Origin of the sequence: Corynebacterium sp. HMSC071B10, from assembly GCF_001814825.1 — a bacterium.
In the GTDB taxonomy this organism is placed as follows: Bacteria; Actinomycetota; Actinomycetes; order Mycobacteriales; family Mycobacteriaceae; genus Corynebacterium.
Window position 1 is genome coordinate 45,882 of the sequence record NZ_KV818003.1, and the last position, 12,832, is coordinate 58,713.

Here is a 12,832-nt window from a genome sequence, read left to right on the forward strand (position 1 = left end):
CGCAATCTACTTCGACGCGCGATCATCCATGAGAAACGCGATCGCGCACCCGATGATCAGGCCCCAAAAGGGAGAGGTGATGCTGAGGAATTTGAACTCGGAGACCGTGATCAAAAAGCACACCAGCGCGCCGAAGGGGTACTGGCCCGAAAAGCCTGCGAGGAAGGCATTCTTCAGCGAATTCAGCATCGCAATGCCCGCGAGTGCTGCGATGAAGGACGCCGGCATGGCCAGCATGAAGCCGACGAACGCTGGCGACGCCAACCCGACGGCGATCGCGCCGATGGCCGTGACCATCGCTGCGGCGTAGTGCCGCGAGCGATTGGGGCCAGAGACAATCAAGGCGTTAGTGGGGCCGGCCAGGCAGGTCGTTACGTTGCCGATGAAAGCCATCGGGAGTGATACCAGTCCGGCGGCTGCCGAGGCCAAGTTCACGCCCGGCCTGTGCCCGGCCGCGGTGAGCACGGCGACACCCTGGCCGTTTTGCACCACCACGACTGTGATGGCCAGCGGCAACACCAGCTCGACCATGGCTGCCCAGCTGAACTGCGGCATGATCAGCTCCGACTGGGCGAAGATCCCGTTGTCGAGGATGCCCTCCGAGACCCGGCCGAGCATAAACGCGAGCGCGGTGCCGACGATGGCGGCCACGGCAACGGCCGGGGCGAAGCGCGCGATGCCCTGCACCGCCGGATGATTGATGGAGAGCAGGACAAACACCAGGATCATCGGCAGGACGATCGGTGGGTCGTCGATAGCCACTTCGATCAGCCCGAGTCCGAAGTGGAGGAAGATACCCGCCACCATCGCCTGCACGATGGTGGGCGGCAGCACCGCCATGAATCTTCCGATGAGGCCAGTCCAGCCGAGGAGGAAGACGAGCACCGCGGTGGCGACGTACGCGCCAATGACTTCCGCGAACGCGAGGTGCGTGAGCGCGTCTCCGACAAGTACTGTGCCGGGGATCGTCCAGAAGAACGCGTACGGCGTCCGATAGAGCCAGGTGAGAAACAGCGTCAGCAGGCCGTTGCCCAGGAAGGCTCCGAGAATCCAGGATGAGGTCTCGTCTGGTGAGAGGTTGCCAGCCGTCGCTGCCGCGAGAATGACGGCGATCGGACCCGAGGCGGAGAAGATGAGCGCGACCAGCCCGTTGCCTATTTCAAGCGGGCCGAGGTCGCGCCGTATGTCTCTAAGGCTTGGGCGCTGGCGCGTCGGGCGCTCAATGGCTCCGAGCGCTGTGAGATGGGGCGCTGTCATAGGGTTACACCGTCCCTTGCTCGTCGGTTTACGCCTTCTCAATCACCGCGGCCAAGCCCTGGCCACCGCCGATGCACATGGTCACCAGGGCGCGCTTGGCGTCGGTGCGCTGCATCTCGTGGGAGGCGGTGACCAGCATGCGGGCGCCGGTGGCACCCACGGGGTGGCCGAGCGAGATGCCGGAGCCGACCGGGTTGACGCGCGGGTCGTCCTCGGAGATGCCCCAGGCGTCCAGCACCGCCAGGGCCTGGGCGGCGAAGGCCTCGTTGAGCTCGATGAGATCGATGTCGTCGAAGGAGATACCGAGGCGGTCAAAGAGCTTCTCGGTCGCGGCGACCGGACCGATGCCCATGGTCTCCGGGGCCACGCCGGCGACGGCCCAGCCGCGCAGGACGGCAGCCGGGTTAAGGCCCAGCTCTTCGGCCTTCTCGCGCGTGGTCACGATCATGGCGGCGGCACCGTCGTTCTGGCCGGAGGCGTTGCCGGCGGTCACGGTGGCACCGTCCAGCTTCTTACCCATGACCGGGCGCAGCTTGGCCAAGGACTCGGTGGAGGTGTTCGGGCGGATGTGCTCGTCTTTGTCCACCACGATCGGGTCGCCCTTGCGCTGCGGGACAGAGACGGGGACGATTTCCTCGTCGAACTTGCCCGCCTCCTGGGCTGCGGCGGCGAGCTTGTGGGAGTTCACGGCGAGTGTGTCCTGGCGGTCGCGGGCAATGGAGTATTCATCGCGCAGGTTCTCGGCGGTCTCGATCATGCCGCCCGGGATCGGGTGGTGCTTGCCGCCGGCCTGCTCGCGGCCCTCCTGCAGGCGGTCCTTGAACTCGAGGTTGCCGCCCTTGGCACCCCAGCGGATCTTGCCGTCCACCGTGTACTCGGTGTTCGACATGGACTCGGCACCGCCGGCGATGATCAGGTCGGCCGCGCCGGAGGCGATGTGGGCTGCGGCAGTGGCCACTGCCTGCAGGCCGGAGCCGCAACGGCGGTCCAGCTGCATGCCGGGGACGTCTACGCCCAGTTCTGCGTCGAGGGCGACCACGCGGCCCAGGGCAGGCGCGGCACCGTTGGGGGAGGCCTGGCCGAGGATGATGTCGTCGATAAGCGAGCCTTCGATGCCCGCCTCCTTGATGACCTCGGTGACGACGGTCGCGGCGAGCTCTTGGACAGGCACGCCGACAAACGCGCCGCCGTAGCGGCCGACTGCGGTGCGCTTCGGGTTGCAAATGACGATCTCTGGCTGGTTCATGAGTAGTCCTTTCAGGGATTAGACGTTGTTGTGCGTGGCCATGAGGTCACGGGTGATGGCCTCGGCGGTGTTGAGCAGCTGCGGCAAGAGGTTGTCCACAAGCTGTTCGTAGGGGTGCGCCGCCACGTGGGTGGAGACGTTGACCGCGGCGACCGTCCTGCCCGTGGAGTCGCGTACGGGGGCGGCGATCGAGCGCAGTCCCGCCTCGAGCTCCTGATCCACCACGCACCAGCCGGCATCCCGGATGTTGCGCAGCGCGCTGCGCAGGGTGTCCGGGTCCGTGATGGTCGACGGGGTGATCGGTTCGAGGGGGTCGGCGAGGTACTCGTCAATTTGCGCATCGTCGAGCCCCGCCAGGAGGACGCGCCCCATGGAGGTCGCGTGCGCTGGGAAGCGGGTGCCGATGGTGATGTTCACGCTCATGATGCGGCTGGCCGCGGAGCGCGCGACGTAAACCACGTCAGATCCGTCGAGCACGGACAGCGAGCAGGACTCGTTGAGCGTGCGCGAGAGCGCCTCCAGATGCGGCTGCGCGATAGTTGGCAGCCCGAGGCTGGAGAGGTAGGCGTAGCCCAGTTCCAGCATTTTCGGGGTGAGCCAGAACTCTGCACCGTCGGTGGCGGCGTAGCCCTCGGCGATGAGCGTGTGCAGAAAGCGGCGCGTGGTCGCGCGGGCGAGCCCGGTCGCGTCGGCAACCTGTGCGAGGGTGCGACGGGGGTGCTCGGCGTCGAAAGCGCGGATGACCGCAAGACCACGGACCAGCGACTGCACGGTTTGTACTTGCATCGGGTCTCCTTTTTGCAGCTCAGGGGCGTTTTTGCGCGCCATGTCACGGGGCACATTGCGCACTGGAATGTGCGCTGCATCCCACTGTACTCCAAAAATGTTCGCGTTGAGAACCCTTGTGCAGTCTTCGAACGGGCGCTAGGGTGGAGTCATGCTGAACAAAGTTGTGACATCAATCGACGAGGCGGTGGCTGATATCGGCGACGGCGCCTCGATCGCCGTCGGCGGCTTCGGTCTCGTCGGCATCCCTGCCCGTCTCATCGACGCGCTGCGTAAGCAGGGCGCCGGTGAGTTGACCATCATCTCCAATAACCTGGGAACCGACGGCTTTGGCCTTGGCCTGCTGCTGAAGGACGGCAAGATCGCCCGCTCCATCGGCTCCTATCTGGGGACTAACAAGGAGTACGCGCGCCAGTACCTCGAGGGTGAGCTCACCGTGGAGTTCACCCCGCAGGGCACGCTTGCCGAGCGGATGCGTGCAGGCGGCGCCGGCGTGCCCGCCTTCTACACCAAGGCGGGCGTGGGCACCCCGCTGGCTAGCGGCGAGATCCCGGTGCGTTACAACCCGGACGGCTCGATCGCCGAGTACTCCAAGCCGAAGGAGATCCGCGAGTTCAACGGTGAGCAGTACGTGCTGGAAGAGGCGCTGACCCCGGACTTCTCGTTTGTGCACGCAAAGAAGGCGGACCGCTACGGCAACCTCGTCTTTAATAAGACGGCCCGCAACTTCAACCCCGACGTTGCCACTTGCGGCAAGACCACCATCGTCCAGGCGGAGGAAGTCGTGGACACCATCGACCCGGCAGAGGTGGACCTGCCCGGTATCTACGTTGACCGCGTTGTTGAGGTTGGCCCGCAAGAAACAGGCATCGAGTTTAGGACGGTGAGCAAGTAAATGAGCTGGAACCGCGAAGAAATGGCGGCACGCGCAGCGAAGGAGCTGCGCGACGGCCAGTACGTCAACCTGGGCATCGGTATGCCCACGCTGATCCCGGGCTTTCTGCCCGAGGGGATCGAGGTGGTGCTGCACTCCGAGAACGGCATCCTCGGCGTCGGTGCCTACCCGCACGAGGACGAGGTGGATCCGGAGCTGATTAACGCCGGCAAGGAAACCATCACGGTGGCCAACGGCGGCTCCTTCTTCTCATCCTCCGATTCTTTCGGCATGATTCGCTCCCGCGCGATCGACGTCGCCGTCCTCGGCGCGATGGAGGTCTCCCAGTATGGCGACCTGGCCAACTGGATGATCCCGGGCAAGATGGTCAAGGGCATGGGCGGTGCGATGGACCTGGTCCACGGCGCCAAGGAAATCATCCTGCTCATGGAGCACACCACCAAAAAGGGCGCATCCAAGGTGCTCGAGGAGTGCCGCCTGCCGCTGACCGGCGCGAAGTGTGTCGACCTGATCATTACCAACCTTGCGGTCTTCAAGGTGGATCCGATGAAGGGGCTCACCCTGCTCGAGGTCGCGCCGGGCGAGACCGTCGAGTCCGTCCGCGAGGCAACCGAGGCTCCTTTCGAGGTTGCCGTGTAGCTGCGAGGTAGGGCCCGCAATTATCGACGCCCCGTCAACCACGTTTTCCGTGGTCGGCGGGGTGTTTTATTGTTTTCTCCGATAGTAGGCGTGGCACAATGCTTGACATCCACCAACTAATTCCCTATGGTTAACACAAAGTTAACAACAGGCGAATTGAAAGGAGAAGTGCAATGAAGTTCTGGAAGATCTTCCTGACCCACGAGACCAACACTGTTCTCCGTGCGATCGCAGCGGCCAGCCGTAGCGCCCACTAGCGCCAGCTAGTACGCCACGGCGTCCGTCACGTTCGGGTGGTCGGCCAAGGGGGTGACCTTAATCTTCATGTAGGGGTACATGGGGAACCCGGAGAGCACGGCGTGCAACTCATCGTTGTCACGAACGTCGTAAATCGAATAATTGGAGTACTCGCCAACTACCCGCCAGATACCTTTCATGGTGCCCTGGCGCTGGAGGTTGCCCGAGTACTCCTTTTCTTGTGCCTGGAAGTCGGCCACCTGCTCAGGGGTCAGGGACTCGGGGAAGGTGACGTCCATTCGTGCGAGAAACAGCATGTGTGTGTCCTTTCGATATGTCTTATTTACGTTCGAGTGCGCTCGCAAGCTCGTTGCGGGAACGGATCCCAAGCTTCCGGTACACCCTGGTCAAATGGTATTCCACAGTCTTGGTGGAAAGGTAGAACTCGTTTGCCACCTCCTTATTTGAAGCGCCGGTCGCCACCGCCCGGGCGATCTCTTCCTCCTGCGGGGTCAGCCCGGCAAAGCCATTGACCCGCTCGCCGAGCCCGCCTGCGCGCCGCTCTCGGTCCGCCAGGGCGACGAGTTCGTGCGCGCCCATCGCTTGAAAGAGAGAAGAGGCCTGGGCGAGTGCGTCGTCGGCCTGCTTGCGTCGCCCGAGGCGTCGTAAAGCGCGCCCATAGGCAAATAACAAGGTCGACTCGGCCGCGGGCAGCTGCCGGAACTGCAGGCGCTCGACCGCGTCCTGGAAGGTGCGCAGCCCAGCTGCGGTGTCGCCCCGCTGGATCAAGAGATTGGCGCGCGGCACGGCCAGGCGCGCGTGGACGGAGTCGATGTGGCTTGTCGCAGCGCGCGCCTCGGCCTCCTCGAGCACGGCCTCTGCCTTCTCGTGCTCCCCGGTGGCCAAAAGTGCCCGGGCGTAGAGGTCCTCCCAGGGCCAGAAGCCGGGCTGGGAGATGTCCGTGCGCTCCTGAATGACGGCGAGCTCACGGCCGAAGCGTACCGCCGTGCGGTAATCGCTCTTCGCAAGCGCGCTGCGCAGCTGGGTGAGCAGCGCGGGAACCCGCTGAATGACGAACGCGTCCTCGTTGAGCGTGAGACGGTTGGTATACGAGGCAGCCAGCGAGTGCTCACCGCGTAGCTGGGCGCAGGCGGTGCCCGTCCACAGCAGCAGCGGGGAGAGGAACTCAAGTCCGTGCTGCTCCGCGCGGGAGAGTCCCCGCTCGACGACCTGCAGCGCGTTGCCCGGTTCGCCCAGCAAGTAAAGGGTGCGGGCGAGCCACGCATCCATCCACACCACGATGCGGTGCGCGCCCTCCTGCCGGGTGGTGACCTGGAGGCGCTGCCGTGCCTCGGCGAGATTGTCGTGGACTGTGTTGAACCAGCCCAGGGTCATCTCGCGTCGAAACGCGAGCACCGGAGTCTCACGCGGCTCCTCTTCGTAAGTAGGGATCGTGCCGCGCAGCACGCCTTCGGCCATCGTGGAAAGGTAGCGGGTGTCGGCGATGGTCAGAAAGTCTTCGCCGGCTTCGCGGCGGGTGATATTCGCCCACCGGATGATCTCTTCCGGCTCCCACTCGTGCAGGTGGAACAGCGTGCGGCGCGCGGCTATCGACGCCCGCAGCGGGGCTGTCTCCTCTGCCTTGCCTGCCTCGTTCCAGGCGCGTTCCAGCAGCGTGTCGGCGGCGTTGCGCTGGCCCTCATGGATGGCCAAGAAGCCTCGGACCGAATCGACGTGCGGGTCGACATCCGTGGCCGGCAATGTGGACGCGTGCAGTTTGGCCTGCCGGATATCGGAGCCAGAAATGAGGGACTCGACGGCCGAGAGCGTGTGGCGTTCCTCCAAGTTCACGTTCTGGGCAATGGTAGCTGCGAGCAGCTGGAAACGGGCGGCGTCTAACCACTGCCCGGCCCTGCCGAGTGCGGCGGCGCGCTCTAGCAGCGCGCGGGTGACGTTCGGATCGCGCGCGGGCTGGCTCTGCGCCCAGTGGAAGGTAGACGCGTTCAGGTTACCGCGGTTGGTATAGAACGTGGCGGCTTTTGCGTGGAGCGCCCGCATAAACGGGATGTCGGCGCCGGCGCGCACGGCGGCGCGATCGGTGGTGTGGCGGAAGTAGACGAAGCGCTGTCCACCCAACAGGTGGATACCCAGTACTCCGGCGTTGAGTGCGGCGGAAAACGTCTCCTCCATCCCGGGCAGGATGGACTCTAAAAGGGTAAGCGGCTGGGGGCCATCGTCGTAGCTGACCAGCGCAGTGGCGAGAAGAAGCTCCCGCATTTTCCGCTGCTCCGCCTCTGGGCAGCGGCGCAAAAGTGCGGCGTGCCAGTCGTCGGGAACGCGCAAAAGTGGGGCCTCGGTGCTCCAGTGGTCCGCCGGATATTGCCCCAGCAGCTGGCGAACATAGGCGGGATTGCCGCCGGTGATCACGCGCATCTGCGTGGCAGTTTGCGCCGTGATACTTGCGCCGACCGCTTGAGATATGAAGCGCTGCACCTCGCCGGTGTCCATTGGCGGGATCTCAAAGACCGCGTCGACTGCGCTGCGCAGCTCGAGCGGGTCCGCGTCGGAATCGACGGTAAGCAGTAGCGCAGCGTTACCCGCAGACACCGAGCGGACCGCGCTGAGCAGGGCACGTATCGACGCCCGGTCAGCCCACTGCGCGTGATCCACGCAAATCAGCGGCGCCGGGTCGTATCCCTCATCCGGGGCGGGGACAAGTGGGTGGCCGAGTCGGCCTTCCACGATGCGTTGGATGTAGCCCTCGTTGTCCTGCTCCCACTCGAGTGCGCCAACCTGGACTCTCTTCCAGTCGGTCAACGGGGTAGTCAGCCGTGCCACCATGTCGGACTTGCCCGCCCCTGCTGGGCCAGAGACTAGGGCGGCGTAGCCGACGCCCTCAGGTAGGGAGAGCAGTGCATGCTGGATCTCCCGCTCGAGGTATGACTCAGTTAACATCCCATCCTGCATGTTGTGTAACTTACGCTAACCTTGGTCGCCGCCCGCAACGGGGAGGACGGAACCAGTGATGTAGCTGGCCTCCTTGGAGGCGAGGAACACGATCGGCGCGACCTGCTCGTCGAGCGTGCCGTAGCGGCCCATCACAGTGGAATCGATAGTCTGATCCACGATCTGCTGGTACCACTGCTTTTCCTGCTCGCCTTCCGGGCCCGGGCCACGCGGCACGCGGCGCTCCGGGGCGAGCGTGCCGCCCGGGGCGGTGGCCACGACGCGGACGTTTTTCTCTGCCGCCTCCAGCGCAAGCGCTGAGGTCAGCGCGTTCACCCCGCCCTTGGAGGCTGCGTACGGCACGCGATTGACCCCGCGCGTGGCCACGGAGGAGACATTGACGATCGTGCCGCCGCCGTTGGCAATCAGCTCCGGTAGCTCCGCGCGCACTGACCACAGGGTGGTAAACAGCGAGCGGTTGATCTCCTTGGTGATCTCCTCTTCCGAGTAGTGCTCGAAGGGCTTGGCCCAGATCGTGCCGCCCACGTTGTTGATGCACACGTCGAGAGAGCCGACGGCCTCCCGTGCCTGCGCCACCGCGTCCTGCGCTCCGGCGAAGGTCTCCAGATCCGCTGTGGCCGAGCCAACCGCGCCACAGGTGAGCTCGCAGAGCGACTCGGCGACCTCATGTACGATCTCGGAGCGGTCCACTAGGAACACTGAGCCGTTTTCGCGCGCGATTCGCTCTGCCACCGCGCGGCCGATGCCCTGGGCGGCACCGGTAATCAGTACGCTCTGGTGGCGGAAGCGACTTGGGGTGAACAGGCCGGTGGCCTGGTCGTCCACATCGGCGGCGGGAACTGCGCCCACTTCACTTTGCGTCTCGTGGTGTCCAGCCACTTGTGCTTACACCTCCTGCGACTCTTTGGGCGCGGATGGCACGGTCGGGTTGAACTTCTCGAAGTAGAAGTTGCGCGGCGGCGTGGCTTGTGCTTCCAGGTAGGTGCGCACGGCTTCCACCATCGGCGGCGGGCCGCACAGGTAGACGTCGGCCTCGCCATCGTGCAGGTGCTCGGAAGCATCCAAGTGGTCAGTGACGTAGCCCTTGCGCTCGTGCTCCGCCTCCGGGTCGGCCAGCACGGTGGTGTAGTCGAAGTCCGGGAGTGTTTCCTTGAACCCGTCGAGGCGCTCCAGCTCCACCAGCTCGTCGGCAAAGGTTGCACCGTAGATCAGACGCACCGGCACGTCGAGCTTCTCGTCGCGGGAGAGCTTCTCCAGGATTGCCATGATGGGGGCAAGTCCGGTACCACCCGCGAGCAGCAGGATCGGGTCGAGCGGCTCGCGCAGGAAGAAGGAACCGACCGGCCCTTCCAGCTTGAGGCGATCGCCCACCTTTGCGCGTTCATCCAGGTAGGTGGACATGAGCCCGCTCGGGGTGTGCTTGATCAAAAACGTCGCCACGTCGTCGGAGACATCCGAGGAGAAGGAATAGGAGCGGTGGTCCTCGCTGCCCGGGACGGTGATGTTGACGTACTGGCCGGCCAGGAAGTTAAGCGCCTCGTTATTGTCCACCTTCACGCCGAGGCGGTAGATGGAGCTGCCCAGGCGGGTGAGATCCACGATCTCGCCTTCGAAGGTCTGCGTGCCGGTCTTGGCCATCTCGGAGGTTGAGGCGATGTGGACGACCATGTCGGTCAGCGGCTTGGTCTGGCAGGCGAGGATGTAGCCGTCGGCAGCTTCATCGGCGCTCAGGGCGTCGTCGACGTAGTCGCCTTCTTCGAAGTCGCCGGCGTCGCAAAACGCCTTGCAAGTACCGCAGGCACCGTCGCGGCAGTCGAAGGGGATGTTGATCTTGGCCTGGTAGGCGGCATCCGCGATCGTCTCGTCTTCGGCGCAATCGATGAAGCGGGTGACACCGTCTTCGAAGGCGAGCGCAACCTTGTACTGGGTGATTTCTGGTGCAGTCATGGTGGGCTCCTTAGACCTGGTAGATGTCCACGACGTGGTGGATGTAGTCGTTCTTCAGCACGATCTTCTTCTTCGCAATGCGCAGTTTCTCCCCGCTGGTATCCAGGGTGAGGAAGGTCGTGCCGAAGTAGTGGTCGGTGTGGTTGTAGCGGAAGTAGTAGGAGATCCAGTTGAAGCGGATATCCACCTCGCCGTCGCGGCGCTCGAGGATTTCCACGTTGGTGATGTTGTGGTTGGTGCGCGGCTCCGGGATCGAGGTTGCCGAGGAGCGCTCCGTGCGGATACGGAAAACGCGGTCTTCCAGTCCCGCGCGGGTGGGGTAGTAGATCAGCGAGATCTCCTGCTGCGGGTCCTGGGTGAGCGTGTCGTCAACGTCCCAGGCTGGCATCCAGTACTCGGCGTCTTCGCGGTAGCACTCGAGCCACTCTTCGAAGTTGCGGTCGTCCAGAAGGCGCGCCTCGTAGTAGAGAAAGTCTTCAATCTCGGTGCGGGAAATGGTCTGTGACATGGGGGTTCTCCTTGAAAAGTTGAGGGGGCTGGCTACCTACGACGACGGCGACGTGCTGGGCGCTCGGAGGCGGCTGCGGCCTTGGCTGCGGCGCGCTGCTTCGCCTTTTCGACGGTCGCCGCTGAGGAGTCCCGGTCATTAGCTACTTCCTTAGCCTCGCCGGACTCTTCGCGCTCGATCGCACTCAGCATGACTTCTTCCCAGTAGCCGTGCTGGATGGGGTAGAGACCCTCGTCCTCGGTGCGGGCGCCGGAGGAGAGCACCGTGTTCATGCCGAGCTCTTTGGCCTTCTCGTTCTGGCCCTCGACCTGCTGCTTCTGCCCGCGTGTCATGTCGTTCCAGGGGAAAGAGGACGCCTGGTAGGTCTTCTGGCAGGAGCGGAACTCCTCCAAATCGTCCGGGGTGGCCATACCGGTGGCGTTGAAGAAGTCTTCGTACTGGCGGATGCGCTTTGCGCGCGCCTCAGCCGATTCGCCCTTGGGGGCGATGCAGTAGATGGTCACCTCGGTCTGGTCGACGCCCTTCGGCTCCAAGCGGCGGATCTGCGTGGAGAACTGGTCCATGATGTAGACATTCGGGTACAGGCACAGGTTGCGCGAAGCGCCCACCATGAACTCGCCGCGGGCCTCGCCGTGGAGCTCCTTGAGCGTGTCCAGGCGGTCGAAGAGCGGGCGGTCCTCCGGGTTGGACCAGGTCGACCAGAGTGCAAGGTGGCCGTTGGGGAAAGAGAAGTAGCCGCCGCCCTGCTCGCCCCACTTGCCGGCGTCCATCGCCTTGGTGTCGTTCTTGGAGTCACCGGTGGTGCGGCGCGAGGTGGTAGCCGCGTAGTTCCAGTGGGTGGAGGAGACGTGGTAGCCGTCGGCACCGTTTTCCGCCTGCAGCTTCCAGTTGCCGTCGAAGGTGTAGGTCGAAGCACCCTTGAGCACCTCGAGCCCCTCCGGCGACTGGTCGATCAGCATATCCAGGAAGACCTTGGCGTCGCCCAGGTGCTCCTCGAGCGGGACGACGTCCGCGCACAGCGAGCCGAAGAGGAAGCCGCGGTAGGACTCGAATTTCGGCACAACGCGCAGGTTGTGGGAGCCGTCGGTGTTGAAGTTGTCCGGGTAGCCGCCGTCCTTTTCGTCCTTGACCTTGATCAAGGTGCCGTCGTTGGAGAAGGTCCAGCCGTGGAAGGGGCAGGTGATGGTCAGGCGGTTATCCACCTTCTTGCGGCAGAGCATTGCGCCGCGGTGGGAGCAGGCGTTGATCAGGCAGTTGAGCTCGCCGTCCTTGGAACGGGTGATCACCACCGGCTGGCGGCCGATGTTGGTGGTGAAATAGTCGCCCGGGTTGGGGATCTGGGATTCGTGGGCAAGGAAGAGCCAGTTGCCCTCGAAGATGTACTTCATTTCCAGCTCGTAGATCTCCTCATCGGTGAAGATCTCGCGGTTGACGCGGACGATGCCCTCCTCCGGGCGGTCGTCGAGAGCGCGGGAAAGAATGTCTCGTGCGGATGTCGCGGCCGTCATCGGGTGGCCCCTTTCAAACTCTGTCGTGAACGTGACCTGACTCACTAGCGAGTCGGTGTGGCAGCAATCATGCCCCGGGTACCCAAGGGGGCGCATTAGGGAAATTTCTAGGGTTGGCCTAGGGGTGGTGCGGAAATGGGGGATATGCTGCGTCGATAGGCAAAAAGCTCGGGGTGGGGCCACTCACCCCTTACCCCTAGGGGCGCACCTAGCTCTTACCTAGGGAATTTCAATGTATGTGCAGTTCGCGGCGCTGGAAGGTGGCTTTGGTGGGGTGTGGGCCGCGAAAAACCCTTGTGTTTCCCGGTGTGATGCAACACACTTGGCTTCACCGAGTGGTACCAATCACTCACCCAGGATTCACACCCCTTACAAGGAGGAACCATGACCGAGGTAAACCCGCAGCACGAAGACCCGACCGCCAAGGGTTCTGGTAACGCCGCGACCGCTGCGTTCCAGAACCACATCTACAAGTCGGACACGTCCAAGGAGCGCGCGAACGAGATCTACACGGATCTGCTCAAGGCGATTGCTGATGTCGCGCACAAGCACCAGGTGACGTACGACGAGTACCGCGTGCTCAAGGACTGGATGATCAAGGTCGGCGAGTACGGCGAGTGGCCGCTGTGGTTGGATGTGTTCGTTGAGCACGAGATCGAGGAGATCAACTACAACCGCCACGACTACACCGGCACCAAGGGTTCGATTGAGGGCCCGTACTACGTCCCGGATGCACCGGAGCTGCCGTGGAAGACCACGATGCCGATGCGCGAGTCGGACAAGGAGTCCGAGCAGCTGATCTTCAAGGGCCAGGTCACCGACATCGACGGCAACGGCCTCGG

12 protein-coding genes are annotated in these 12,832 nt (G+C 64.1%); 3 read left to right on the plus strand and 9 right to left on the minus strand.

Going from position 1 to position 12,832, the window contains the following annotated elements; all coding sequences use genetic code 11:
- Positions 1 to 6: 6 nt before the first annotated feature.
- The 3 genes from HMPREF2990_RS04680 to HMPREF2990_RS04690 are packed head-to-tail and all read right to left on the minus strand — an operon-like array spanning position 7 to position 3,289.
- Positions 7 to 1,257 (minus strand): benzoate/H(+) symporter BenE family transporter, encoded by a 1,251-nt coding sequence (locus tag HMPREF2990_RS04680; protein ID WP_070762924.1) that lies wholly within the window; start codon positions 1,255 to 1,257, stop codon positions 7 to 9.
- A gap of 28 nt (positions 1,258 to 1,285) precedes the next feature.
- Positions 1,286 to 2,503: an acetyl-CoA C-acetyltransferase gene (locus tag HMPREF2990_RS04685; RefSeq protein ID WP_070762925.1), complete on the minus strand. Its 1,218-nt coding sequence runs from the start codon at positions 2,501 to 2,503 to the stop codon at positions 1,286 to 1,288.
- A gap of 18 nt (positions 2,504 to 2,521) precedes the next feature.
- Positions 2,522 to 3,289 (minus strand): IclR family transcriptional regulator domain-containing protein, encoded by a 768-nt coding sequence (locus HMPREF2990_RS04690; protein WP_141757801.1) that lies wholly within the window; start codon positions 3,287 to 3,289, stop codon positions 2,522 to 2,524.
- A gap of 151 nt (positions 3,290 to 3,440) precedes the next feature.
- On the opposite strand from HMPREF2990_RS04690, the gene HMPREF2990_RS04695 reads away from it, so the two are divergent.
- Together HMPREF2990_RS04695 and HMPREF2990_RS04700 are read left to right on the plus strand one after the other, a co-directional pair.
- Positions 3,441 to 4,184 carry a CoA transferase subunit A gene (locus HMPREF2990_RS04695; protein WP_070762927.1) on the plus strand — a complete coding sequence of 248 codons (744 nt, stop codon included), beginning with the start codon at positions 3,441 to 3,443 and terminating at the stop codon, positions 4,182 to 4,184.
- Positions 4,185 to 4,823: a 3-oxoacid CoA-transferase subunit B gene (locus HMPREF2990_RS04700; protein ID WP_070762928.1), complete on the plus strand. Its 639-nt coding sequence runs from the start codon at positions 4,185 to 4,187 to the stop codon at positions 4,821 to 4,823. It abuts the gene before it with no gap.
- A gap of 263 nt (positions 4,824 to 5,086) precedes the next feature.
- On the opposite strand, the gene catC is transcribed toward HMPREF2990_RS04700, so the two are convergent.
- Genes catC through benA form a run of 6 tightly spaced genes read right to left on the minus strand, consistent with a single transcriptional unit; the run spans position 5,087 to position 11,990 of the window.
- Positions 5,087 to 5,377, minus strand: a complete 291-nt coding sequence (catC, locus tag HMPREF2990_RS04705) for a muconolactone Delta-isomerase (RefSeq protein WP_038592875.1) — start codon at positions 5,375 to 5,377, stop codon at positions 5,087 to 5,089.
- A gap of 22 nt (positions 5,378 to 5,399) precedes the next feature.
- Positions 5,400 to 8,015, minus strand: coding sequence for a LuxR family transcriptional regulator (locus tag HMPREF2990_RS04710; protein ID WP_070789559.1), 2,616 nt, complete (start codon positions 8,013 to 8,015; stop codon positions 5,400 to 5,402).
- Positions 8,016 to 8,042: 27 nt separating this feature from the next.
- Entirely contained in the window at positions 8,043 to 8,852 is an 810-nt protein-coding gene (locus HMPREF2990_RS13200; RefSeq protein WP_070762940.1) for a 1,6-dihydroxycyclohexa-2,4-diene-1-carboxylate dehydrogenase, read from the minus strand.
- Between the two features lie 60 nt (positions 8,853 to 8,912).
- Positions 8,913 to 9,974, minus strand: coding sequence for a benzoate 1,2-dioxygenase electron transfer component BenC (gene benC / locus HMPREF2990_RS13205; protein ID WP_070762930.1), 1,062 nt, complete (start codon positions 9,972 to 9,974; stop codon positions 8,913 to 8,915).
- Between the two features lie 10 nt (positions 9,975 to 9,984).
- Entirely contained in the window at positions 9,985 to 10,482 is a 498-nt protein-coding gene (benB, locus tag HMPREF2990_RS04725) for a benzoate 1,2-dioxygenase small subunit (RefSeq protein WP_070762931.1), read from the minus strand.
- A gap of 32 nt (positions 10,483 to 10,514) precedes the next feature.
- Positions 10,515 to 11,990, minus strand: a complete 1,476-nt coding sequence (benA, locus tag HMPREF2990_RS04730) for a benzoate 1,2-dioxygenase large subunit (protein ID WP_070762932.1) — start codon at positions 11,988 to 11,990, stop codon at positions 10,515 to 10,517.
- Between the two features lie 384 nt (positions 11,991 to 12,374).
- Between benA and HMPREF2990_RS04735 the strand changes: the two genes are divergently transcribed.
- A partial coding sequence (locus HMPREF2990_RS04735; protein WP_305764508.1) for a dioxygenase occupies positions 12,375 to 12,832 on the plus strand: 458 nt, incomplete at its 3' end.

Excerpts from the sequence above, each read along its gene's own strand:
- HMPREF2990_RS04680 (WP_070762924.1), bottom strand. The coding sequence starts at position 1,257 with ATGACAGCGCCCCATCTCACAGCGCTCGGAGCCATTGAGCGCCCGACG.
- HMPREF2990_RS04685 (WP_070762925.1), bottom strand. The coding sequence starts at position 2,503 with ATGAACCAGCCAGAGATCGTCATTTGCAACCCGAAGCGCACCGCAGTC.
- HMPREF2990_RS04690 (WP_141757801.1), bottom strand. The coding sequence starts at position 3,289 with ATGCAAGTACAAACCGTGCAGTCGCTGGTCCGTGGTCTTGCGGTCATC.
- HMPREF2990_RS04695 (WP_070762927.1), top strand. The coding sequence starts at position 3,441 with ATGCTGAACAAAGTTGTGACATCAATCGACGAGGCGGTGGCTGATATC.
- HMPREF2990_RS04700 (WP_070762928.1), top strand. The coding sequence starts at position 4,185 with ATGAGCTGGAACCGCGAAGAAATGGCGGCACGCGCAGCGAAGGAGCTG.
- catC (WP_038592875.1), bottom strand. The coding sequence starts at position 5,377 with ATGCTGTTTCTCGCACGAATGGACGTCACCTTCCCCGAGTCCCTGACC.
- HMPREF2990_RS04710 (WP_070789559.1), bottom strand. The coding sequence starts at position 8,015 with ATGTTAACTGAGTCATACCTCGAGCGGGAGATCCAGCATGCACTGCTC.
- benC (WP_070762930.1), bottom strand. The coding sequence starts at position 9,974 with ATGACTGCACCAGAAATCACCCAGTACAAGGTTGCGCTCGCCTTCGAA.
- benB (WP_070762931.1), bottom strand. The coding sequence starts at position 10,482 with ATGTCACAGACCATTTCCCGCACCGAGATTGAAGACTTTCTCTACTAC.
- benA (WP_070762932.1), bottom strand. The coding sequence starts at position 11,990 with ATGACGGCCGCGACATCCGCACGAGACATTCTTTCCCGCGCTCTCGAC.